Source organism: Mycobacterium sp. NGS58 (assembly GCF_059812385.1).
Genome location: NZ_JCALCO010000020.1, coordinates 40,331 through 60,355, shown reverse-complemented (window position 1 = coordinate 60,355; position 20,025 = coordinate 40,331). Strand labels below are relative to the sequence as shown.

Here is a 20,025-nt window from a genome sequence, read left to right as displayed (position 1 = left end):
TCAGACGTCGTACTCCCAAGATTCGGCCGGTAACCGTCCGGGTGTCCGAGAGCGGCTCCGGCGTTCAGTGTGCGGCTCGCGCGGCGGGTCTTGCGGGCCCGCACCTCGGTAGCGCACCTGCGAGATGGGGTGATGGGTCGTATTGGAGCCGTTTGACGGGGGTCGCCGGCGCCTCGGTTCATAGGACGGCTGGTACGGCTCGCGGCTCTCGTACCGACTCTCATAGCGGCCCCCGTAATTCGTGCCGCTCGGCGGTTCATACCGGTCGCCATAGGAATCGAAATCGTCGAAACGGCTGCTCCGCGGGGTGGGCCGCTCGTAGGGGTTGCGGCGCGTGCGCGGTTCGCGACGGCCTTCCCGGGGCGCTTGGCCGCGCGGTTCGGGATCGGCGTCCGGCCGGGGCCGGCGGCGCGACCGCCGGGGCGCCTCGGTGGGGTCGTAATCGCGGGCCGACGCGGCGCCGCGCCGGGTGCTGCGCCGGGAACGCTCGGGCCGCTCGGGCCGCTCGGCCGGTTCGGGCGCATCGCCCAGCGGCTCGCGTGAATGCCGGGCGCGGGTCCCGGCCGACCGCGTGGCGGAGCGGGTGGTGCGTGTCGTGCGGCGGGTCCTCGACGACGAGCCCGACGTACGGGTACGGCGGGAACCGGCGCCGTCATCGGCGTCGTCGCCGCCGTCATCGGACTGCAGCACCGATTGCGCTTTGGCAACGATGCCGCTGAAGAAGGACTTGACGTCGACACTGGTGGCCCCCGCAGCGTCACCGGAGGCATTCGCCGTGCTGTTTCTCTTCTGGGTGTTTCCGAAGTACCAGCGGGTCAGCCCGATCGCCAGCACGACGCCGGCGGTGCCCAGCATCAGCGGGAAGCGCTCGATCAGCGGGTAGCCGCAGTTGATCAGCAGGTCTTTGAGGCGGCCGACCTTCGCGTCGTGGAACAGCCAATAGGCGCCCGGGACCGCGCCGAACAGGATCAGGGGCGGCTGGATGATCGCGGTGAAGATGCCGTCCTGGCGCACCGCCAAAACCGCCGCCACGCAGCCGGCTATATAGAAGCCGGCGAAGACGTGGGTCAGTTCTTTGTGACCAGCGTCGATTCCGTAGCCGACGGCGGTCGCGGTCACGGCGATAAGCAGGGCTGCGTACCAGGGCACACCTGGGATATTTGGGTGGATCGAGCGGTGAGCGCCCTCCACCGTCGAACTTGCCCGCTGTGCTGACACATGTAGACCGTACCGGGAATGGGCCGAAAGGCCCGTAAATACCTCGTAGGGATCCTGGGCGTGCCACGCCGGGGGCGCGGTCCGCGTGACCAATGGTCCCCGCCGCCCGCCGCCGCCAAGACCCTAGACTTGGTTCCCCGTGAGCCTGAGTCTGGGAATAGTGGGTTTGCCCAATGTCGGCAAGTCGACCCTGTTCAACGCGCTGACCCGGAACAACGTGGTGGCGGCCAACTATCCGTTCGCGACGATCGAGCCCAACGAGGGCGTCGTCCCGCTGCCCGATCCGCGGCTGGACAAGCTGGCGGAAATGTTCGATTCCGAGAAGATCGTGCCGGCGCCGGTGACGTTCGTCGACATCGCCGGGATCGTGAAGGGCGCCTCCGAGGGCGCCGGCCTGGGCAACAAGTTCCTGGCCAACATTCGTGAGTGCGACGCGATCTGCCAGGTGGTGCGGGTCTTCGCCGACGACGACGTCGTGCACGTCGACGGCAAGGTTGATCCGGGGTCCGACATCGAGGTGATCGAGACCGAGCTGATCCTCGCCGACATGCAGACCCTGGAGAGGGCCGTTCCGCGACTGGAGAAGGAAGCCCGCAACAACAAGGAGCGCAAGCCCGTGCACGAGGCGGCCGTCGCCGCCGAGGCCGTGCTCAACGGGGGCCAGACGCTTTTCGCTGCCGGCGTTGACACATCACTGCTGCGCGAACTGAACCTGATGACCACCAAGCCGTTTCTGTACATGTTCAACGCCGATGAATCCGTGCTGACCGACGACGCCCGGAGGGCCGAGCTGTCCGCGATGGTCGCACCCGCCGACGCGGTGTTCCTCGACGCGAAGATCGAGGCCGAACTGCAGGAGCTGGACGACGAGTCGGCCGCTGAGCTGCTGGAGTCCATCGGCCAAACCGAGCGTGGGCTGGATGCGTTGGCGCGGGCCGGTTTTCACACCCTCAAGCTACAGACCTATCTGACAGCCGGCCCAAAAGAGGCGCGCGCGTGGGTGATTCACCAGGGCGACACCGCGCCGAAGGCCGCCGGGGTGATCCACACCGATTTCGAAAAGGGCTTCATCAAAGCCGAGATCGTCTCCTACGACGACCTGGTCGCTGCGGGCTCGATGGCGGCGGCCAAAGCGGCCGGCAAGGTACGCATGGAGGGCAAGGACTACGTCATGGCCGACGGCGACGTGGTCGAGTTCCGTTTCAACGTCTAGTCGGCAAAGCCGCCGGGAAATGAGCAGTGGCCCCTAATCCAAAGTGACCCCTTTCGATGACGTACGGCTTAGGCTGCACTGCACGTACTGTCAACGAACCCATCTCGGGGGAAGGCGCAACGCTGTGACCGATGCACCGGATTCGGTAGTACGGAAATTCTTTGCTTGTTTTCCGCGCTCCGACGTGGATGAGCTCGTCAGCTTCTTCAGCGAGGACGCTATCTACATAGATGGTCCTCGCGGCGTTCACCGCGGCGTCGACGCGATCAAGGCCGAATTTCAGGTGACCGTCGGAATGGTGCCTAGCACGACAGTGACGATCGGCAGTCTCGCGGTGAGCGGCCAAACTGTGCTCGTCGAGCGAGTAGACACGTTCGAAATCGAAGGTAAGCCAATCGGCATGGAAGTGATGGGCGCACTCGACGTCGACAGCGGCGGGCGCATCACGCGTTGGCGTGATTACTACGATCTGCCGACACTCGTTGAGCAAGTCACCGTCGCGACTACATCCTCAAGCTGAGCACACCAGCCGGTGAAGTGATCGAGTTCCGGTTCAACGTCTAGTCAATAGAAAAGAAGGCGTAGCGGAACGCTGTCAACCGGCTAGAAAGTGCAGCAGGCGCTGGCGTTGCTACGTACTCTGTACTGCGTTCTCCGTCGACAAACACGGGAGGCGTGGTGAAACCAGAAGATGTTGTACGCGCCGAGTTGGATGCTTGGCATGGTCTCGATGTGGATGAAATCGTCGGCCACTTCCATCCGGACGGTATCTGGGACAACGTGGCACTGGGCGCTCATCACGGACACACCGAGATTCGCGCAGCCGTCGAGGGCTACGTGCGGCGCACGGAATCGGCTGAGTTGCGGCTGTTGAACATAGCCGTCAACGGCAACATTGTGCTGACCGAGCGCCTTGACGAAATGGTCTACGACGGCAATAAGGTTTCAGCACGTTGTATGGGCGCCTTCGAGGTGAAAGACGACAAGATCATCGCTTGGCGCGACTACTTCGACGTTCCGTGAGGACACCGGTCGGGCAGGGGTCGATGGACCGTGACGCGGTCGAATTCGGTTTCAACGTCTAGGCGGCAAAGCCGCTGCGCGACAAGCGGTTACTGTGAATCCTCGGCAGTGAAGACGTCGATCGGCCGTCCGAGGGACAGCATCACCAGCGGGATTTGGCGGCTGGTCGACTGCTGATAGGTGATGTACGGCGGGTACAGATGAGCCATATATGCCCACACCGCATGGCGCTCTTCACCTTCGGGCTCACGCCACGTTGCCTCGAAAGCTTGGGTCGCGATCTGCACACCGATCGTGTCGCTCTGCCGGATATTCAGGTACCACTCCGGATGCGTGTCGGCACCTCCCTTCGACGCGACGATCACGATCTCGCCACCGAAGTTGCCGTAGATCAGCGGCCTGACATAAACCTTCCCCGACTTCCGACCCGCGCACTTGATTAAGCAGTGTGTCGTCATCTCACGGCCCCCGACCGCAGTCACGTCCATGATGTGGCCCCGCCGGCCACCGGAGGTCAGGTAGGTGTCTAGGTGCTCGCTGATCCAGTTGCTTCGCGCCGTTCGGATCGCTGCGGCATCGGCGTCGGTCATTGGGTGACTCCTGAACGTAGAAGGAATTTGAGCTGCAATTGCGACGCTGACTTCGCCAAGGTGATCCATGTAACCACGTGCCCACCCAGTTAATTTGCGGGGCCGTCGACGGTGACGTGGTGAAGTGCGGCTTCACTGCCTAGGCCCAGGCAATAGCCGGAGCAACGGACCGTGGCCCGATGCGCCGACGCACCATTTTGCGCTCGCAAGCGGCGCGTTCTCGTTGTCGGAGGCGGCGCTTAGCATTCGGTGCTCAGACACGCATCGGATCACCTGGAGGGATCGCATGAAGTTCATTTCGACCCGAATCATCACGGCCGATGTCAGGCGGCTCGTCGATTTCTACGAGATGGTCACCGGCGTCGCCGCTATCTGGGGAAACGAGCTGTTCGCCGAGATCGCAACCCCGATCGGCACGCTGGCAATCGGCAGCGACAAGACCGTCCCGCTGTTTGGCGCCGGATCCGCCGAAGCCGCGGCCAACCGCAGCGCCATCCTCGAGTTCATCGTCGAGGACGTGGACGCCGAATACGAGCGGCTTTGCGAGCAGGTGGGCGAGGTCGTGACGGCGCCGACCACGATGCCCTGGGGAAATCGCGCGCTGTTGTTCCGGGATCCAGACGGAAACCTGGTCAACCTGTTCACTCCGGTGAGCGAGGAAGCACGGGCCAAGTTCGGGGTGTGATCGGCCGGCCCGAACGAACCCGAATTGCCACTTGCCGCGATCCTCGTCGGGGGAAATCCTTAGGGGATGGCGGCTGTAAAGCGGGCAGGACGGTGGTCGGCAATCGTGATGGTGTGCGGCGCGTTTGCGCTGTCCGCTCCGGGTCTGGCCGGCGACATCGTCGCGCAAGCGGCCCCAGCCCCGCTGCCCACGGGTCATTGGTGTCCGGGTGATCCATGGAACCCGGCCTGGGGCAACGTCTCGGACTGGGACTGGCATCAGTGCCACGACTGGCAAGACCCGGGCGGTCCGTCCGCCCCAGCGGGGTGGGGGCCCTGGGGGCCTCCGCCGCCATGGGCTCCGCCGCAGCCACCTCAACCGGCCTGGGCGCCCGGCGCGCAAATGATGTGGAACCCGACGGGGGCCGGTAACTGGGGAATCTGGAACAACGGAATTTGGACGCCGATCTGAGCAGGGCAATCACCATCGGGCGGCTTCGGGCAGGCGGCGCTGGCCGGGTCAAATCGCGCCCCCAGCGTTAAGGTGAGCTGTGGCCGTTGAGGAGCGCGCCGAGCCGCCCGCGGAGCTGAAACGGCGAGCTCACGCGCTCGATGAGCGCGAAGATGCCCTCGCCCAACGCGAGGCGGACCTCAGGCGACGCGAATTCTAGGCGGGCATAAGGGACCGGGTTGCTGACCAGCGCGAGCGGATAGCGGACGACCGCGAGCAGGTGGCGGACGAACGCGAGCAGCGCGCGGACGAACGTGAGGGCACGGCGGCGCAGCGCGAACGCGAGCGGCTCGAGCGTGCCGACGACCGCAGAAAGCGGGTGCGAGCCCGGGCAAAGCGCGAGCAGGCCGACGTCGACCGCGAGACGGCGCGAAGCGAACGAGGGTGCGACCCCGCCTAAGTCGGTCACCGCTGGGGAGCGACCGCGAGGGGCTGCTGAGCCGAAACCCCGAAGCAGCATGTATTTGCTGCGGAAAATATACCGGCGCGTAATCAGTTTGCCGTGCGTGCGGCGCACATCATTGACGGCGTAGCGAATGACGTGCGCCACAAATTTTGGTTCGCGATAATTATTATTGCTAGCCTCGCTGCCCATGGTCGTAATTGCAACATTGATGTCGTTGATCGGTCAGGTCTCCGGCACGCCTTATATTGCGGGTGGAGATTCCCCCGCTGGTACCGATTGTTCGGGACTTGCGTCGTGGATTGCGAATGCAGCGACTGACAGGCCCGTATTTGGGAACCGATTCAACACCGGAAACGAAGAAGGCGCATTGCTGGCGCGCGGCTTCCAATATGGAACCGCCCCCAACGCTGTGGTCATCGGCTGGAACGGTGGCCACACTGCAGTGACGTTGCCGGATGGAACGTCTGTCTCCAGCGGGGAGCGTGGCGGCGTGCACTTGGGCGGCGCGGGTGCCTACCAGGCCGGATTCACCCACCACATGTTCCTTCCGATGGCTCCGGACGAAGGCGCTCCGTCGCCGCTGTTCGCTCCGCCGCCCCCGCCGGACGCACCGCCCCCACCTGTGCCAGATGCGCCACCCCCGGCGGCACCGGATGCGCCGCCCCCTCCGGCGGACGCCCCGCCGCCCCCGCCGGCCGTTTTGATCGACGCCCCGGCGCCAGCGGACCCGCCGGGTGCCTGAATCGCCCTTTATCCCGGATACGCGAGAATTGCGGATCTATAACAAATAGAAAGCAATTTCTGCCGATTAAATGGGATCGGGAATTCCCGCGGTGCCGCGGGCGATCCGGCCCGTTCCGGTAGAAAAGTGAAATGCCGCCGCACACGACTATTTTGTGAGCTACGCCACGGGTATGGTGCGGCAACAGTGGGCTCATGTGTCGCTTGTGACGCATGAGCCCACTTTGCTCTAACCATTATTCAAGCAAACTACGTCCGCCGCTCGGCCGCTGGACGTCGTCGCCGCACCCACCGCGCGGCCGCTAGGCTGGCGCTGCCCGCGAAGACCGGGCGGGCGTAACTGGAAGCAGCGAACCGAGCGGGGCCGCAATGATCTTCATCGTCGTCAGGTTCGAGACCAAACCCGAGTGGACCGACCGCTGGCCGGACTTCGTCGCATCGTTCACCTCGGCGACCCGGGCCGAGGAAGGCAATCTGTGGTTCGAATGGTCCCGCAGCCTCGATAACCCGGCGGAGTACGTCTTGGTGGAGGCGTTCCGCGACGACGAGGCGGGCGGCAACCACGTCGGCAGCGACCACTTCCAGCGCTTCATGCAAGAGCTCCCGCAGGCGCTGAAGTCCACGCCCAAGATCATCAACCAGACCATCGACGCCACAGGCTGGTCGGAGATGGGCGAAGTGGCCGTCGACTAGTCCTCGACTAGCCGACCGCTATCTCGATTTCGTCGCCGAGAGCGTAGCCCGGTGTGAGCGGAAGCTTGTCACCGCTCCAGAACGAGCCCGGGTCGAAGAAGTTCGAATACTTCTCCGTGGCCAGCAAACCCATTTCCTCGTAGGTGATTGCCACCGTCTCCGCGCAGTACGCCGCTTCCAGGCCGAGTCGCTGGCGCTCCTTGCGTCGCTCCGTCGACTCCCGAACCCTTCTGTCCACCAGCGGGATTCCGCGCACCCAGTCGTAGGCATTCGGCAGCCGGCCACGCAGCCACCGGCCGGTCAGGCGCATGGTGGTCGGGAACGCGGTGCCGTCCATCCGCGCGATCACGCGCAGCAACTTGTTCTCTTGCTCGCGATTGGCCGGCGGAGTGAGCTGGCGTAGCCAGCATCGCTGGTGGTAACGCTGCGACCATTGCAGCACCGATTGCCCGAGATCGTTGAGTTGCACGCCACGATGATTGGTTCCCGTCCACAGGTCGACGAGCTTGTCACCCAATTCGGCGTGCCAGATCAACGGCGGCAAATCATCGATGGCCACCGTCATGCCGACGTGGTTCACCGGGCTGTTGGTCAACGTCTGGATGGCGCGGTCGGGTCCCGAACCGCCGCGAAACAGCCACAGATCGCCGGTCCTGGTCTCTTCGAGCGCTTGGTCCAAGGTGAGCATCTTCGTGTAAGCCCGTTCGCCGCTGCAGCTTTCGTCATATCGTCGCCATCATGCACCCGGGAAGCACGTCACGATCGGCGCGTCATCGTATGGTGCGGGCACACAAGTCAATCACAATCGAGGCCCTAGGACTCGGCGGCGCATAGCCTGGTGCCATGCGCAACGTGTGGAAGTGGGTGGGACTGGCCGGGGCGGCCGGCGTGGTCGCCGGGGGCGTGCTGGTGGTTCGCGACCAACGCAAGCGGCGTGCGTACACCGCGGACGAGGTTCGGGATCGCCTGCATCAGCGGTTGGCCGAATACGACGGGGAAGGCGCCTAGCTCGCATCGGGCTCGACCGGGGTCTCAACTGCAAACAACCGGTAGGTGCCCGAAAATCCTTTCAGCTCAACGTTGCGCCCATCGTCGAACCGGATGCCATCAGAATCGGAAAGCGCGTCTCGCACCGGCTGACTCACCAGAATCTGGCCACCGACCGCTTGAGCGGCGACGCGCGCCGCCATTGCGACATTGCGGCCGAACAGGTCATCGCCGCGACGCACCGAACGGCCCATATGGATGCCGATCCGAACGCGAATTTCCTCGCGGCGCTTGCGGTTTGCTTCCTTGCGCAATGCTTGCTGCAGATCCATCCCGCAGCGGACCGCTTGTTCGGCGCGCGCGAACGCGATCATGAATCCGTCGCCCTGACTCTTCACCACGTGACCGGACCGCCGCTGCACCAGGTCTGAGACCAGCTTGTCGTGCGAGCTGATCAGCTTGACCCACGCCCGGTCGCCGATCCGCTCGTTGAGCTTGGTGGACTCCTCGATATCGGAGAACAAGATGACCACCCGCCCGTCCGGGGTGACGCGGGCAAGGTCGGGTCGCTCGACTTCGGCCCAGTCCGCCAGGTCTTCGATGCTGCTGCGCACCGCCGCGCCGAAACCTTCCTTGCGCATCAGGTTGGCGGTGTTCCACACCCTTTTGACGGCCTCGCGACCCCCCGACAGCAGCTGAGTGCGGGTGTCGACCCGCTGTCGCATCTCATCGAGCTCCTGCTGGCTGTGCACCAGCATCCGCCACAGCACGATCAGCGCGACACCTTCGATCACGGCAATCCCGGCCAGGACATAGGCCGTGAGGTGCAGCGGGTCAGTCATGCCGGTCATCCTTTCAAGGCGCAGTCGACCCCGGTTGTCGGGTCTCTAAGCAGTGTCTAGTGTTGACTCCGCCAGCCGCGGGTAGTGATCTCAAGGGAGCCGGATCAGGTGACTTTCGGGAGGAGCGGTTTTGGCCGAGGACGACAGTAACCCATCTGACCTGCTGGTGATCTTCGGAATCACCGGTGATCTGGCTCGCAAGATGACGTTCCGGGCGTTGTACCGCCTCGAGCGCCGCGACATGCTGAACCACCCGATCGTGGGTGTCGCCAGTGACGACATCACGATCGAGCAACTGCAGGATCGGGCACGCGACGCCATCAAGGCATCGGGCGAGGCGTTCGACGACGCCGTGTTCGACCGTCTGGCGGACCGGCTGTCTTACCTGCACGGCGACGTCACCGACGCCAGTCTCTACAAACAACTCGCCAAGAAGATCCCGTCGGACTCCCATCCGCTCTACTACCTGGAAATGCCGCCTGCCTTATTCGCGCCCATTGTGGAGAACCTGGCGAAAGCCGACCTGCTGGAGCGCGCCCGCGTGGCGGTCGAGAAGCCGTTCGGCCACGACCTGGACTCGGCGCGCGACCTCAACGAGCGGCTGCGCGCGGTGCTCGACGAAGACCAAATACTGCGGGTGGACCACTTTTTGGGCAAACAACCCGTCGAAGAACTGCAATACCTTCGGTTCGCCAATCGAGGGCTCGCCAAGCTGTGGGACCGCGACAGCATCTCCGAGATCCACATCACGATGGCCGAGGACTTCGGCATCGAGGACCGCGGCAAGTTCTACGACGCGGTGGGCGCCCTTCGCGACGTCGTACAAAACCACCTGCTGCAGGTGCTTGCCCTGGTCGCCATGGAGCCCCCGGTCGGCGCCGGCGCCGCCGACGTGAACGACAAGAAGGCCGAGGTTTTCCGTGCGATGCCGGCGCTGGATCCGCAACGTTGCGTCCGAGGGCAGTACCGGGGCTACACCGACGTCGCCGGTGTGGCAAAGGATTCCACCACCGAGACCTATATTGCGCTGCGGACCGAGATAGACAACTGGCGCTGGGCCGGAGTGCCCATCTTTCTGCGGGCCGGAAAGGCGTTGCCGGAGAAGGTGACCGAAGTGCGGATGTTCCTTCACCACGTCCCCGGATTTTCGTTCCTGCCCAACCGCCGGCCGCCTGAGTGCAACCAGATCGTGCTGCGCATCGATCCCGATCCCGGGATGCGGCTGCAGTTGTCCGCCCAGGCTGGCGATTCGTGGCACGACGTTCACCTGGATTCGTCATTCGCCGAGGATCTCGGCGAACCGGTCCGTCCCTACGAGCGGTTGCTCTACGCCGCGTTCAACGGAGATCGCCAGTTGTTCGCCCGCGAAGATGCCATCGAAGAGACCTGGCGAATCGTCCAGCCGGTGCTGGACAAGCCGGGCCGGATTCACCATTACGACCAGGGCTCGTGGGGCCCCGAGGCCGCACAGGCGCTGGTGCGGGGTCACCACAGCTGGCACGATCCGTGGCTGCCGCGTAGCAAGCCCAACGAACAGTAAGGAGACACCCACGATGCAGCTTGGGATGATCGGCCTTGGCCGGATGGGCGCGAACATCGTCCGCCGCGTCGCGAAGGGCGGGCACGAATGCGTGGTCTATGACCACAACCCCGACGCGGTCAAGGCGATGGCGGGGGAGGAGAGGACCACCGGGGTGGGCTCCCTGCAGGAGCTCGCCGAGAAGCTGACGGCTCCGCGGGTCGTCTGGGTGATGGTGCCGGCCGGCACCATCACGACGGGTGTCATCGGGGAACTGGCCAAGACGCTGGACTCCGGAGACATCGTCATCGACGGTGGCAACTCCTACTACCGCGACGACATTCGCCACGCGAAAACGCTGTCGGAGAAAGGCATTCACCTACTCGACTGCGGCACCAGCGGGGGCGTGTGGGGCCGCGAACGCGGTTACTGCCTGATGATCGGCGGCGACGACGAGGCGTTCCTGCACGCCGAGCCGATCTTCGCCACCGTCGCACCCGGCGTCGACGCCGCGGCCCGCACGCCGGGTCGCGATGGCGAGGTCGCTCGGTCGGAGCAGGGCTACCTGCACTGCGGACCGGCAGGTGCCGGGCACTTCGTGAAGATGGTGCACAACGGAATCGAGTACGGCATGATGGCCTCGCTCGCGGAGGGCCTGAACATTCTGCGCAATGCCGACATCGGCAAGCATGTGCAGGAAAGTGACGCCGAAACCGCGCCGCTGGAGCACCCCGAGTTCTATCAGTACGACTTCGACATCCCGGAAGTCGCCGAGGTGTGGCGGCGCGGCAGTGTCATCGGCTCTTGGTTGCTGGATTTGACGGCGATCGCGCTGCATGACTCGCCCGACCTCAAGGAGTTCTCCGGACGGGTCTCCGACTCCGGGGAGGGCCGGTGGACCGCCATCGCGGCGATCGACGAGGGTGTCCCCTCGCCGGTGCTGACGACCGCACTGCAGTCCCGATTCGCCTCGCGTTCACTGGACGACTTCGCAAATAAGGCACTTTCGGCGATGCGCAAGCAATTCGGCGGCCACGCGGAGAAGCCGGCGAACTAGCGGCCAGCGCGGCGCGGCCGGGCAACGCGGGTCGCCATAGCGTCAACGGCGATTGACGAAGGCAACCACCGCGTCGCTGAACGCGTCGTTGTCGTCGCCGGCCGCGGTGTGCCCGGCGTTGGACAGCTCGACGAACTCGGCGCGCGGCACGGTAGCCAGGAAGTGCCGCACGCCCTCGGGGCTCACCACGTCGGACAGCTTGCCGCGGATCAGCAAGACGGGGATCGTCAGGTTCTTGGCGGCCTGCTCGAAGCTCTCGGTGCGCAGTTCGGGATCGTCGCCGGGCTTGGTCATGAACGCGGGGTCCCAGTGCCAATACCAGCGGCCGTCGCGCAGGCGCAGGTTCTTTTTCAGGCCCTCGGGGCTGCGCGGCTTGCTCCGGTAGGGCAGGTAGGCGGCGACGGCGTCGGCGGCCTGCTCCAGCGAATCGAAGCCGTCGAGGCCGCTGAACATGAAGTCGCGGATGCGGGCGCTGCCGCCCTTTTCGAATCGGGGGACCACGTCGACCAGCACCAACCGGGTGACCTTGGCGGGACCGGCCCGGTGCGCGGCGAGGATGCCGGTCAGCCCGCCCATGCTGGCGCCGATGATCGTCACAGGCCGCCCGATCGCGTCCAGCACCCGCATGACGTCGCCCGTGAGCGTCTCGATCTCGTAGTCGGCATCGGGGGAGCGTGAGCTGTCGCCGTGACCCCGTGAATCCAGCGCCACCACGTGCAGCCCCTCGTCGGCCAGCGTCTGGCCGGTGTTTTTCCACGAAAAGCGGTTCTGGCCGCCGCCGTGCAACATCAGGATGCTTGGGCGCCCGGCACCGTCGGAGCCACGATTCCATTCGTCGGCGACCAGGGTGATCCCGTCGACGCCGGCAAACTCCACCGTCTCGGGACTGCTGCTGACGGTACTCATGCGACCTGACGTTACATAGGCCGGTTAAGCACTGTTGCGCGGGTGGACAGCGCGGTGAGTTTCCGTCGGTGGCGGGGTCTATCAAGGGCAGAGACCACGACCCGTCAAGGAGGCCCTGAACATGCCATCGATCACCCCGTCGTTGTGGTTCGACGACAACCTGGAGGAGGCCGCCAGGTTCTACACCTCGGTGTTCCCCAACTCCCACATCGAGGGCTTAAACCAGACCACCGACGCCGGACCGGGCGAACCCGGTACGGTCCTGTCCGGCAGCTTCGTGCTGGACGGCACCCGGTTCATCGGCATCAACGGCGGTCCGCACTTCCAGTTCACCGAAGCGGTATCCTTCACAATCCACTGCAAGGACCAGGACGAAGTCGACTACTACTGGGACCGGCTGGCCGACGGCGGCGAGGAATCGCAATGCGGCTGGCTCAAAGACCGCTTCGGGATGAGCTGGCAAATCGTCCCGGACCGGCTTTACGAACTGATCAGCGACCCCGATCGCACGCGGGCGGCGGCGGCCACCAACGCGATGTATGGCATGCGCAAGATCATCGTCGCCGAGTTGGAGCGAGCTGCCGCCCTGCAATAGTGAAAACCGCTCTCACAGTGTCGGTTTGACCCCCTGGCCACCGGGGTCGGTGCGTCGTGAGGCCGCACAGGTTAGGTTGATCCCTGCGGAGACGTCGAGCAGGGAGTGGACATGGCTGAACCAGGCTGGATCGACGTGACCGGCTCTGCGGGGGACATCAAGGCCCTCACCTGGGGGCCGAAAGACGGTCCCATCGCGCTGTGTCTGCACGGCTTTCCCGACACGCCCTACTGCTGGCGCAAAATCGCCCCCCGGCTCGCCGAGGCGGGGTGGCGGGTGGTCGCGCCGTTCATGCGCGGATACGCGCCGTCGTCGATCCCGGTCGACGGGGGCTATCAGGTGGGTGCGCTGATGGACGACGCCCTGCGCGTGCGCGAGGCGGCGGGCGGCACCGAGAACGACGTGATCATCGGGCACGACTGGGGTGCGATCGCCGGCACCGGCCTGGCCGCCATGCCCGACAGCCCGTTCGCCAAGGCGGTGATCATGTCGGTCCCGCCGTCGGCGGCATTCCGGCGGCGCGGCGGTGGCGCGCCCGAGCGCGGCCGGCTGGCCGCCCACCTGGCACGGCAGGTGTTTCGCAGCTGGTACATCATGTACTTCCAATTGCCTTGGCTGCCAGAGCGTTCCGCGTCCTGGGTGTTGCCGCTGCTGTGGCGGCGGTGGTCGCCCGGCTATCGCGCCGATGAGGACTTGCGCCACGTCGACGCCGCGATCGGAGCGCCTGAGAGCTGGCGCGCCGCGCTGGGACCGTACCGCGCCACCATCCGCAACACCCGCCCGTCGGCGCAGTATGCCCAACTGAACCAGTTGTGGACCGAAGAGCCCGTGCTGCCGTGCCTGTACTTGCATGGCCGCGACGACGGTTGCATGACACCGGCTTTCGCGCGGTGGGCCGAAAAGGTGCTGCCCGCGGGCAGCGAGGTCGGCATCGTCGAACACGCCGGCCACTTCCTGCAGCTCGAACAACCCGACAAGGTCGCCGACCTGGTCCTCGGGTTCATCGGCTCACCCGGCTGACGCCGTGGCTCGGGCCGGGTCGGGACACCGGATGGCTGCCGTCGATGCGCAGTTCTACTGGATGTCGGCCAAGATCCCCAGCGACGAGTTCCTGCTCTATGCATTCGACGGCGAGCCAGCGGATTACACGGATAGCCTCGAGCAACTCCGCCGCCGGGCCAACGCCGAACCGGCACTGACGATGCGGGTGCGGGACCGGGGCCGGATGTGCTACCCGCAGTGGGTACCGATGAGCGTCACGCACGACCAGGTTGTACGCCACGAGCTCGCCGAAGACAGCTGGGACGGCGTCCTGGCGAGCGTCGCCGGCCTTGCCGACGACCAACTGGACGTTCGCCGGGCGGCCTGGCGGCTGCACGTCTTCACCCCGGTCCGCAACATTCCAGGGGTCCCCGGGCCGGGAACCGTCGCGGTGCTGCAGGTCGCGCACGCGCTCGCCGACGGCGCCCGCTCCGCGGCGATCGCGGCGTGGCTGTTCGGCCGGCCCCAGCCCGTGCCCGCGGTGCCGAGCCCACGGCCGGGCTTTTTGCCCTGGCGCGCCGCGCAAGCGGCTCGCACCCATCGCCGGCTGGAGCGCGACATCCGTGCGGGCCTACTGGCCCCCGGCGCCGGGTCGCGGCCGGTGCTGCCGACGAATGCGCGACCCGACGGCGCCCGTGCGGTTCGGACGTTGGTGCGACGTCGTTCGCAGCTGCCCGGTCCCACGGTCACCGTCGGCGTGCTCAGCGCCGTATCGCAGGCGCTGTCCAATCTGCTTGATGGGCAATGCGAATCGCTGGGCGCCGAGGTGCCGATGGCCAAGCCCGGTAGTCCGCCGGCGCACAACCACTTCGGCAACGTCGTAGTGGGGCTCTATCCCAGGCTCGGGCCGGACGCGCGCGCCGAGCGGATCGCGGCCGATTTGGCCAACGGCCGGCGCCGCTTCCAGCACCCGGCCACCCGGGCTGCCGATCGCGCGTTCGCGGCGGTGCCGGCCGGGCTGCTGCGTTGGGGCATCGCGCAATTCGATGTGCAGGAGCGTGCGACGCAGGTGTCGGGCAACACCGTGGTGTCCAGCGTCAACCGCGGGGCGGCCGATCTGAGCATCGGCGGTGCCCGGGTCGTACTGACGTCGGGATACCCCGCGTTGTCGCCGATGATGGGACTCACGCACGGGGTGCACGGCATCGGCGACACCATCGCGATCAGCGTGCACGCGGCGGCGTCGGCCCTGCCCGATATCGATTCCTACCTGGCGCTGCTCGACGCGGCGCTGTAGCTACTGCGCATCGCCGGATCTGGCCGCCTCTTCGCGCGTCAGACCGACGGCGATGATCAGCTCTTCGTGCAGCTCGAACCACACCGTGTGGTAGGAGTCGATCAACGGCCGCGACAGCCAGGTCGTCTCGCCTACCCTCACTTTGTCCAGTGCGGCAGCGAGTTTCGTCGCGTAGGCACTCAGCCGCGGCAGTTGCTCCGCGGCCGCCGCGATGATCGGCATCGTGCGGGCGTGCACGTCGCCGAGCCGGGCCAACACCGCGGCGTCGTAGTCGGCGTCGTCGTGAGCGTTGGGAACGCCGCCCGGTCCGCCCTTCAGCTGCCAATCCGTGACGAGGCGTTTGAAATCGGCGTTGACGGCGCGGAAGTCGGCGTAAGCGGCGGCGATCGCGGCCTGATCGATGCCTTTGCGTTCCTCGGCGAGCAGCGCCGCGAGCCTGTCGCTGCCGGTACCGGTGATGCGCAGCGTCGCCCCTTCCGTCAGCAGTCCCGCCGCGGTCAAGCGCTCGAGGAGGGGGGCGATGTCGGCAACGTCGGTGCCCAGCGTCGCGGCCAGGTCGGCCGGAGTTACCCGGCCCTTGAGCCGAACCCCTTGCAGCACCGCCAATTCAGTCATCACACCGGCCCCGGCGCCAGGCGCAGGGCGGTCAGCATCACAGCCAAGGGGGTCGTCGAAACCACGTCGGCATGCCCGCTTGCCAACACGGCGCGCACCGCGGCCTCGGAGCTGTCGTCCAGTCGCATGTGCTCGCCTTCCGAGTGCGCACGCAGCGGGCTGATCCGCCGCGCGATGTCGGTCAACTCGCGCAGTTCCGGCGTATCGTCTTCGGACCACGCGGTCAGGCTCAGATTGCCTTCGCGCACTTCACCTTCGGCGCCGTCGACGGTGATGTGTTTGCCGGCCAGCGCCGCGGCGACTCCCCGGCCGCAGCCCACCACGGCCACGCGGCCCAGTTCGCGGCTGACCACCGCCGCATGGCTGGCGGCGCCGCCGACCTCGGTGACGACGCCCTGCGCGGCCAGCATGCCCGACACATCTTCGGGCCGCGTGTGGTCGCGCACCAGGATCACCCGCTCGCCGCGGTCGACGGCGCGTAGCGCCTCGTCGACGTCGGTGTACGCCTTGCCCGAAGCCACTCCCGGGCATGCAGGCAGACCTTTGGCCAGAAGCGGTGCCGCCAAACGGATTTCGGGCTGCAGCGCGGGCCGCAGCAGGGTCTCGACGTGCGCCGGGGTCACCCGCCGCAACGTCTCCACATCGTCGATGAGTCCCTCGCGCCGCAGCTGCAGCGCCGTGCGCACCGCCGCCTGTGCCGACCGTTCCGCCGCGCGCGTCTGCAACAGCCACAGCTTGCCGCCCTCGACGGTGAACTCGATCTCCTGGATGTCGGAGTCCAGCCGCTCCAAGGTGCGGGCGGCACTGATCAGCTCGTCGTAGACGGCCGGTTGTTCGTCGCCCAGCGCGACGATCGGTTCGACGTCCACCGATCCCGACACCACGTCGTCGCCTTGACCGCCGGGCAGCCATTCGCCGAATGGTTCGTTGTCCCCGGTGATCGGGTTGCGGGAAAAGAACGCCCCGGCACCCGAATCGGGGCCGTGGTTGCCGAACACCATCGCCTGCACGACCACGGCGGTGCCGTGCTGATCGCCGATTCCGTAGTGGGCGCGGTAGGCGAGCGCGCGCGGTGAGTTCCACGAGGCGAACACGGCCTCGATGCCGGCGCGCAACTGCGCGTACGGGTCGGAGGGCACCGATTCGTGCTCGGCGAGGCCGACGATGCGCCGGTACATTTCACAGAACCGCCGGCGGGTGTCGCGGGCGAAGGCTTGGTCACCGGCCCCCGCCAGCGCCTGCTCGACGGCATCGTTGATGCCGAGGTCCAGGATGGTGTCCATCATGCCGGGCATGGACTGGGTGGCTCCGGAGCGCACGCTGACCAACAGGGGATCCGGGCCCCGGCCGAACGTGCGCGAGGTCTGCTCCTGTAGCCAGCGCATCCGGTCGAGCACGCCGTCCCAGATGGCGTCCATGGTCGCCGCGGGGTCTGCCAGATAGCGCAGGCCCACCGCGGTGGTGATGCAGAACGCCGGTGGCACCGGCAGGTTGTGTCGGCGCATCACCTCGATGCCGTGGCCCTTGTTGCCCAGCAGCTCCCGGGGGTGGCTCGATGTGCCGTCCAGCAAGACCACGGAGTGCTCGATAGGCGCAGACCCACGGCTGCTTGACGCATTGCGGTGGGCGCCGCTACCTCGTGCGGTGCCGGCCGTGCTGCACCCCCTTGGTGGTGTGGCCACTGATGGGGCCGACGTCGGAACGCCCGCTATGTTCCCACACGGACCAGCGGATAAAGCGACGTAGCTGCTCGGCGGCTCTTGTCTTGCCACCCGCCCCATGATCTAGGTTTACAGTCATGACTTCATATGACACGTTCCATGACGTCGGAGTACTGATTCTGCGGCTGGTGTTGGGCGTGACTTTGGCCGCGCACGGCTACAACAAGTTCTTCGGCGGCGGCCGCATCCCGGGGACCGCCCGCTGGTTCGAGAGCATCGGCATGAAGCCCGGCAAGTTCCACGCCACCGTGGCGGCGACCACGGAAATGACCGCTGGCCTCGGCCTGGCCGCCGGATTTCTGACCCCGATCCCGGCGGCGGGCTTCGTCTCGCTGATGCTGGTCGCGGCCTGGACGGTGCACCGCGCCAACGGCTTCTTCATCGTCAAGGAGGGTTGGGAATACAACCTGGTGCTGGCTGTGAGCGCCGTGGGCGTGGCCACCCTTGGCGCGGGCAAGTTCAGCCTGGATCACCTGGTCTTCGGTAAGAACTGGATGGACGGCTGGCACGGGCTCGCGATCTCGCTGGTGCTCGGCTTGGCCGGCGCCATCGGCCAGCTGGTGATCTTCTACCGACCGCCCGCCAAGCAGGCCGGTTAGGACCGCCCAGATCTGCCTGATCGACAGACTTTGATCTCACATGTAAGAGCTGATTTTCGCGAGCGGTGAATGATCCGCGGCCTCGGGCTTGTCCGGATGCTCCTCCGCTGAGGTCTGCATCCCCGCCATTACGGACTCCTTTTGCTCGTTGAGACGACCGGGACCGTCATTCGACGGGACTGCCATGTGGTGTCGTGCGCCGGCTGGCCGGCCTCGTGACATCTCCGGCGGCAGGACCTTGAGCAGCGCCGCAAGTGTCAACAGCGCCCCGGCCGCCATCGCGGCGAAGACGGCCTCACCGACGAATGCGTAGACGATGAATTCTGCATTCATGAGCCTAAACTGTAGGGACACTAAACCATGAGTCGCCGATTCTCTTTCCTTCGCAACTCATTTGGAATGCTTTCTTTATTTTGCGCGCACGACTCGCGCCGCAGACAAAAAAGTGGCACGAGCGGTTTTCGCTATGCGACCGCCGCGGAATCGGCTGCGGCCACCTCCGCCGCGGCGCGCTCGCCCGACCGAATCGCGCCGTCGATCCACCCGCACATGACGGCCGAGCTTTCGGTACCGGCCCAATGGACTCGGCCGCAGGGCTCGCGCAGGGTGTAGCCGAATTCGGTCAGCACGCCGGGAGGGGCGTGGCCGATCATTCCGCCGCCGGAATAGCGGTCGACAGTCCAGTTCTGTTCATGAAATTCCAGTGGCGCGTTGGCTTTGCCGCCGAATCGGTCGACGAGTTCGCCGATGATCACCGCTTTGCGCTCGGCCTCGTCGAGTTCTGTCAACCGCCGTGCCGCGCGTCCCTCTGTGATGACGCACATGATTCCCGGGTCGCCGGTGTCCGTGCAGGCGTCGATGGTCAGGGTGGCGGGCGAGTTCGGCGCGGCGGATTGGCCGGACAGTCCGTCGGCGCGCCAGAAGGGCTCGTCGTAGACGACCGAGATTTTCACGACCGCGCCGCTTGGCATGCGCTGGTGCAGAAATGCCCGGTCGACCGGGAGCATCGGCTCGTAGACGATCGATGTGGCGATCGCCAGCGGGATCGCGACAATGACTCGGCGCGCGCGCACCGTCATATCGTCGGCATCGACCGTCACGCAGTCGGCATCCTGAGTGATCTGCCGGACCGGCTGCGAAAGGTGCAGCGCCTCAGCCAGTTCGGCCGCGATCGGGCGGTGCAGTGCGCCCATCCCACCGACCGGGCGGGCGTCCTGAGAACCCCCCTTGCCCGAGATCGCGAAAGTGAGTCCACCCGCGGAGGCCGTCTGCAGCAGCCCCCACAGCAACGACGTCTCCGAGCCCGCCGAGGTGTAGAGGCCGGCGAAGGCCATGTCCAGCATCTCGGCGGCGTCCTTGGACATGGATTTCTTGTGGATCCATTCCCCAATGCTGATGCGGTCCCACTCCTGGGCCTTCTTTGCGTCCCAAGGGGCTTCGCGCGGAATCTCTTTGCACATCCTCTCGATGGCGGCCAAACCGAACCCGAGGTTGGCGACGGCCCACGGGCTCACCGTCCACGGGATGGTGCCGCCGTAGCGGTGCTTCTTGCCGCCGACGATCATCATGGCGTCGCCGTCGTTGTGCTGCTTGTACTCCGGCACGCCGAACTCGTTCATCAGCGCATGAATTCGGTCCTGTCCCGGCCCGATCCAGGCGCCGCCGCGATCGATCCACGTACCGTCCGCGCGGGTCTCGGTGAAGGTGCGGCCACCGACCCGATCCCGCGCCTCCAGCAAGGCCACCGAATGCCCCGCCTGTTTGAGCCGCAGCGCGGCCGTCAGCCCTGCGAAGCCCGCTCCGACCACACAGAAATCGACCTCAGACACGGCTGGCTCCTCAAACCTG

At 66.1% G+C, this 20,025-nt stretch carries 23 protein-coding genes and 1 pseudogene; 15 read left to right on the top strand and 9 right to left on the bottom strand.

Annotated elements, in window-relative coordinates; translation table 11 throughout:
• The gene (locus AC5Y4H_RS18720; RefSeq protein ID WP_499983915.1) at positions 1-1,218 is read right to left on the bottom strand and encodes a DUF6542 domain-containing protein; all 1,218 of its coding nucleotides are present in this window, start codon (positions 1,216-1,218) and stop codon (positions 1-3) included.
• A 139-nt stretch (positions 1,219-1,357) separates the two neighbouring features.
• Between AC5Y4H_RS18720 and ychF the strand changes: the two genes are divergently transcribed.
• From ychF to AC5Y4H_RS18705, 3 genes are all read left to right on the top strand, one after another.
• Positions 1,358-2,431, top strand: a complete 1,074-nt coding sequence (gene ychF, locus AC5Y4H_RS18715; RefSeq protein ID WP_499983913.1) for a redox-regulated ATPase YchF — start codon at positions 1,358-1,360, stop codon at positions 2,429-2,431.
• Positions 2,432-2,555: 124 nt separating this feature from the next.
• On the top strand, positions 2,556-2,951 hold the full coding sequence (locus tag AC5Y4H_RS18710; protein WP_499983911.1) for a nuclear transport factor 2 family protein: 396 nt from the start codon (positions 2,556-2,558) through the stop codon (positions 2,949-2,951).
• A gap of 158 nt (positions 2,952-3,109) precedes the next feature.
• Positions 3,110-3,454, top strand: a complete 345-nt coding sequence (locus tag AC5Y4H_RS18705) for a limonene-1,2-epoxide hydrolase family protein (protein ID WP_499983910.1) — start codon at positions 3,110-3,112, stop codon at positions 3,452-3,454.
• Between the two features lie 89 nt (positions 3,455-3,543).
• On the opposite strand, the gene AC5Y4H_RS18700 is transcribed toward AC5Y4H_RS18705, so the two are convergent.
• Positions 3,544-4,044, bottom strand: a complete 501-nt coding sequence (locus tag AC5Y4H_RS18700; RefSeq protein ID WP_499983909.1) for a nitroreductase/quinone reductase family protein — start codon at positions 4,042-4,044, stop codon at positions 3,544-3,546.
• 286 nt (positions 4,045-4,330) lie between these two features.
• Between AC5Y4H_RS18700 and AC5Y4H_RS18695 the strand changes: the two genes are divergently transcribed.
• From AC5Y4H_RS18695 to AC5Y4H_RS18675, 5 genes and pseudogenes are all read left to right on the top strand, one after another.
• Positions 4,331-4,729, top strand: coding sequence for a VOC family protein (locus tag AC5Y4H_RS18695; RefSeq protein WP_499983908.1), 399 nt, complete (start codon positions 4,331-4,333; stop codon positions 4,727-4,729).
• A gap of 66 nt (positions 4,730-4,795) precedes the next feature.
• Complete coding sequence (locus tag AC5Y4H_RS18690) at positions 4,796-5,179, top strand: Mtp family mycobacterial-type pilin (RefSeq protein ID WP_499983906.1); 384 nt, start codon at positions 4,796-4,798, stop codon at positions 5,177-5,179.
• Between the two features lie 79 nt (positions 5,180-5,258).
• Positions 5,259-5,618 (top strand): annotated as a pseudogene (locus AC5Y4H_RS18685) (hypothetical protein).
• Positions 5,619-5,811: 193 nt separating this feature from the next.
• A complete protein-coding gene (locus AC5Y4H_RS18680; RefSeq protein WP_499983905.1) occupies positions 5,812-6,366 on the top strand; it encodes a peptidoglycan endopeptidase in 555 nt (184 codons plus the stop codon).
• Positions 6,367-6,734: 368 nt separating this feature from the next.
• A complete protein-coding gene (locus AC5Y4H_RS18675) occupies positions 6,735-7,058 on the top strand; it encodes a putative quinol monooxygenase (protein WP_499983903.1) in 324 nt (107 codons plus the stop codon).
• A gap of 7 nt (positions 7,059-7,065) precedes the next feature.
• Here the strand turns inward: AC5Y4H_RS18675 and AC5Y4H_RS18670 are convergent, their stop codons facing one another.
• Positions 7,066-7,746 carry a guanylate cyclase gene (locus AC5Y4H_RS18670; RefSeq protein WP_499983902.1) on the bottom strand — a complete coding sequence of 227 codons (681 nt, stop codon included), beginning with the start codon at positions 7,744-7,746 and terminating at the stop codon, positions 7,066-7,068.
• A 155-nt stretch (positions 7,747-7,901) separates the two neighbouring features.
• Here AC5Y4H_RS18670 and AC5Y4H_RS18665 point away from each other — a divergent pair, with 155 nt between their 5' ends.
• Positions 7,902-8,066, top strand: coding sequence for a hypothetical protein (locus AC5Y4H_RS18665; protein WP_499983900.1), 165 nt, complete (start codon positions 7,902-7,904; stop codon positions 8,064-8,066).
• Here AC5Y4H_RS18665 and AC5Y4H_RS18660 read toward each other — a convergent pair.
• Positions 8,063-8,896 carry an adenylate/guanylate cyclase domain-containing protein gene (locus AC5Y4H_RS18660; protein WP_499983898.1) on the bottom strand — a complete coding sequence of 278 codons (834 nt, stop codon included), beginning with the start codon at positions 8,894-8,896 and terminating at the stop codon, positions 8,063-8,065. The two genes, AC5Y4H_RS18665 and AC5Y4H_RS18660, sit on opposite strands and share 4 nt — an antisense overlap.
• A gap of 121 nt (positions 8,897-9,017) precedes the next feature.
• Between AC5Y4H_RS18660 and AC5Y4H_RS18655 the strand changes: the two genes are divergently transcribed.
• Entirely contained in the window at positions 9,018-10,427 is a 1,410-nt protein-coding gene (locus AC5Y4H_RS18655) for a glucose-6-phosphate dehydrogenase (protein ID WP_499983897.1), read from the top strand.
• Between the two features lie 13 nt (positions 10,428-10,440).
• Positions 10,441-11,463 carry a phosphogluconate dehydrogenase (NAD(+)-dependent, decarboxylating) gene (gene gnd / locus AC5Y4H_RS18650; protein WP_499983895.1) on the top strand — a complete coding sequence of 341 codons (1,023 nt, stop codon included), beginning with the start codon at positions 10,441-10,443 and terminating at the stop codon, positions 11,461-11,463.
• A 42-nt stretch (positions 11,464-11,505) separates the two neighbouring features.
• On the opposite strand, the gene AC5Y4H_RS18645 is transcribed toward gnd, so the two are convergent.
• On the bottom strand, positions 11,506-12,369 hold the full coding sequence (locus AC5Y4H_RS18645) for an alpha/beta fold hydrolase (RefSeq protein WP_499983893.1): 864 nt from the start codon (positions 12,367-12,369) through the stop codon (positions 11,506-11,508).
• Between the two features lie 121 nt (positions 12,370-12,490).
• Here AC5Y4H_RS18645 and AC5Y4H_RS18640 point away from each other — a divergent pair, with 121 nt between their 5' ends.
• The 3 genes from AC5Y4H_RS18640 (at position 12,491) to AC5Y4H_RS18630 (ending at position 15,242) form a co-directional block, all read left to right on the top strand.
• On the top strand, positions 12,491-12,964 hold the full coding sequence (locus tag AC5Y4H_RS18640; RefSeq protein ID WP_499983891.1) for a VOC family protein: 474 nt from the start codon (positions 12,491-12,493) through the stop codon (positions 12,962-12,964).
• A gap of 111 nt (positions 12,965-13,075) precedes the next feature.
• Positions 13,076-13,984 (top strand): alpha/beta fold hydrolase, encoded by a 909-nt coding sequence (locus AC5Y4H_RS18635; protein WP_499983889.1) that lies wholly within the window; start codon positions 13,076-13,078, stop codon positions 13,982-13,984.
• A 31-nt stretch (positions 13,985-14,015) separates the two neighbouring features.
• Complete coding sequence (locus tag AC5Y4H_RS18630) at positions 14,016-15,242, top strand: WS/DGAT domain-containing protein (RefSeq protein WP_499983888.1); 1,227 nt, start codon at positions 14,016-14,018, stop codon at positions 15,240-15,242.
• Here AC5Y4H_RS18630 and AC5Y4H_RS18625 read toward each other — a convergent pair whose 3' ends face one another.
• Positions 15,243-15,857, bottom strand: a complete 615-nt coding sequence (locus AC5Y4H_RS18625) for a MarR family transcriptional regulator (protein ID WP_499983887.1) — start codon at positions 15,855-15,857, stop codon at positions 15,243-15,245. It lies immediately after the preceding gene.
• The gene (locus AC5Y4H_RS18620) at positions 15,857-17,446 is read right to left on the bottom strand and encodes a pyruvate, phosphate dikinase (RefSeq protein WP_499983998.1); all 1,590 of its coding nucleotides are present in this window, start codon (positions 17,444-17,446) and stop codon (positions 15,857-15,859) included. Before AC5Y4H_RS18620 ends, AC5Y4H_RS18625 begins: the two co-directional genes overlap by 1 nt.
• Positions 17,447-17,655: 209 nt before the next feature.
• Here AC5Y4H_RS18620 and AC5Y4H_RS18615 point away from each other — a divergent pair, with 209 nt between their 5' ends.
• On the top strand, positions 17,656-18,177 hold the full coding sequence (locus tag AC5Y4H_RS18615) for a DoxX family protein (RefSeq protein WP_499983885.1): 522 nt from the start codon (positions 17,656-17,658) through the stop codon (positions 18,175-18,177).
• 36 nt (positions 18,178-18,213) lie between these two features.
• On the opposite strand, the gene AC5Y4H_RS18610 is transcribed toward AC5Y4H_RS18615, so the two are convergent.
• Positions 18,214-18,510: a hypothetical protein gene (locus AC5Y4H_RS18610; protein ID WP_499983883.1), complete on the bottom strand. Its 297-nt coding sequence runs from the start codon at positions 18,508-18,510 to the stop codon at positions 18,214-18,216.
• A 131-nt stretch (positions 18,511-18,641) separates the two neighbouring features.
• Positions 18,642-20,006: a flavin monoamine oxidase family protein gene (locus AC5Y4H_RS18605; protein ID WP_499983881.1), complete on the bottom strand. Its 1,365-nt coding sequence runs from the start codon at positions 20,004-20,006 to the stop codon at positions 18,642-18,644.
• Positions 20,007-20,025: the final 19 nt, after the last annotated feature.

Coding starts and splice junctions, on each gene's coding strand:
- AC5Y4H_RS18695 (WP_499983908.1), top strand. CDS start 4,331: ATGAAGTTCATTTCGACCCGAATCATCACGGCCGATGTCAGGCGGCTC.
- AC5Y4H_RS18640 (WP_499983891.1), top strand. CDS start 12,491: ATGCCATCGATCACCCCGTCGTTGTGGTTCGACGACAACCTGGAGGAG.
- AC5Y4H_RS18635 (WP_499983889.1), top strand. CDS start 13,076: ATGGCTGAACCAGGCTGGATCGACGTGACCGGCTCTGCGGGGGACATC.
- AC5Y4H_RS18625 (WP_499983887.1), bottom strand. CDS start 15,857: ATGACTGAATTGGCGGTGCTGCAAGGGGTTCGGCTCAAGGGCCGGGTA.
- AC5Y4H_RS18630 (WP_499983888.1), top strand. CDS start 14,016: ATGGCTGCCGTCGATGCGCAGTTCTACTGGATGTCGGCCAAGATCCCC.
- AC5Y4H_RS18700 (WP_499983909.1), bottom strand. CDS start 4,044: ATGACCGACGCCGATGCCGCAGCGATCCGAACGGCGCGAAGCAACTGG.
- AC5Y4H_RS18670 (WP_499983902.1), bottom strand. CDS start 7,746: ATGCTCACCTTGGACCAAGCGCTCGAAGAGACCAGGACCGGCGATCTG.
- AC5Y4H_RS18660 (WP_499983898.1), bottom strand. CDS start 8,896: ATGACCGGCATGACTGACCCGCTGCACCTCACGGCCTATGTCCTGGCC.
- gnd (WP_499983895.1), top strand. CDS start 10,441: ATGCAGCTTGGGATGATCGGCCTTGGCCGGATGGGCGCGAACATCGTC.
- AC5Y4H_RS18615 (WP_499983885.1), top strand. CDS start 17,656: ATGACTTCATATGACACGTTCCATGACGTCGGAGTACTGATTCTGCGG.
- AC5Y4H_RS18690 (WP_499983906.1), top strand. CDS start 4,796: ATGGCGGCTGTAAAGCGGGCAGGACGGTGGTCGGCAATCGTGATGGTG.
- AC5Y4H_RS18675 (WP_499983903.1), top strand. CDS start 6,735: ATGATCTTCATCGTCGTCAGGTTCGAGACCAAACCCGAGTGGACCGAC.
- AC5Y4H_RS18665 (WP_499983900.1), top strand. CDS start 7,902: ATGCGCAACGTGTGGAAGTGGGTGGGACTGGCCGGGGCGGCCGGCGTG.
- AC5Y4H_RS18680 (WP_499983905.1), top strand. CDS start 5,812: ATGGTCGTAATTGCAACATTGATGTCGTTGATCGGTCAGGTCTCCGGC.
- AC5Y4H_RS18645 (WP_499983893.1), bottom strand. CDS start 12,369: ATGAGTACCGTCAGCAGCAGTCCCGAGACGGTGGAGTTTGCCGGCGTC.
- AC5Y4H_RS18610 (WP_499983883.1), bottom strand. CDS start 18,510: ATGAATGCAGAATTCATCGTCTACGCATTCGTCGGTGAGGCCGTCTTC.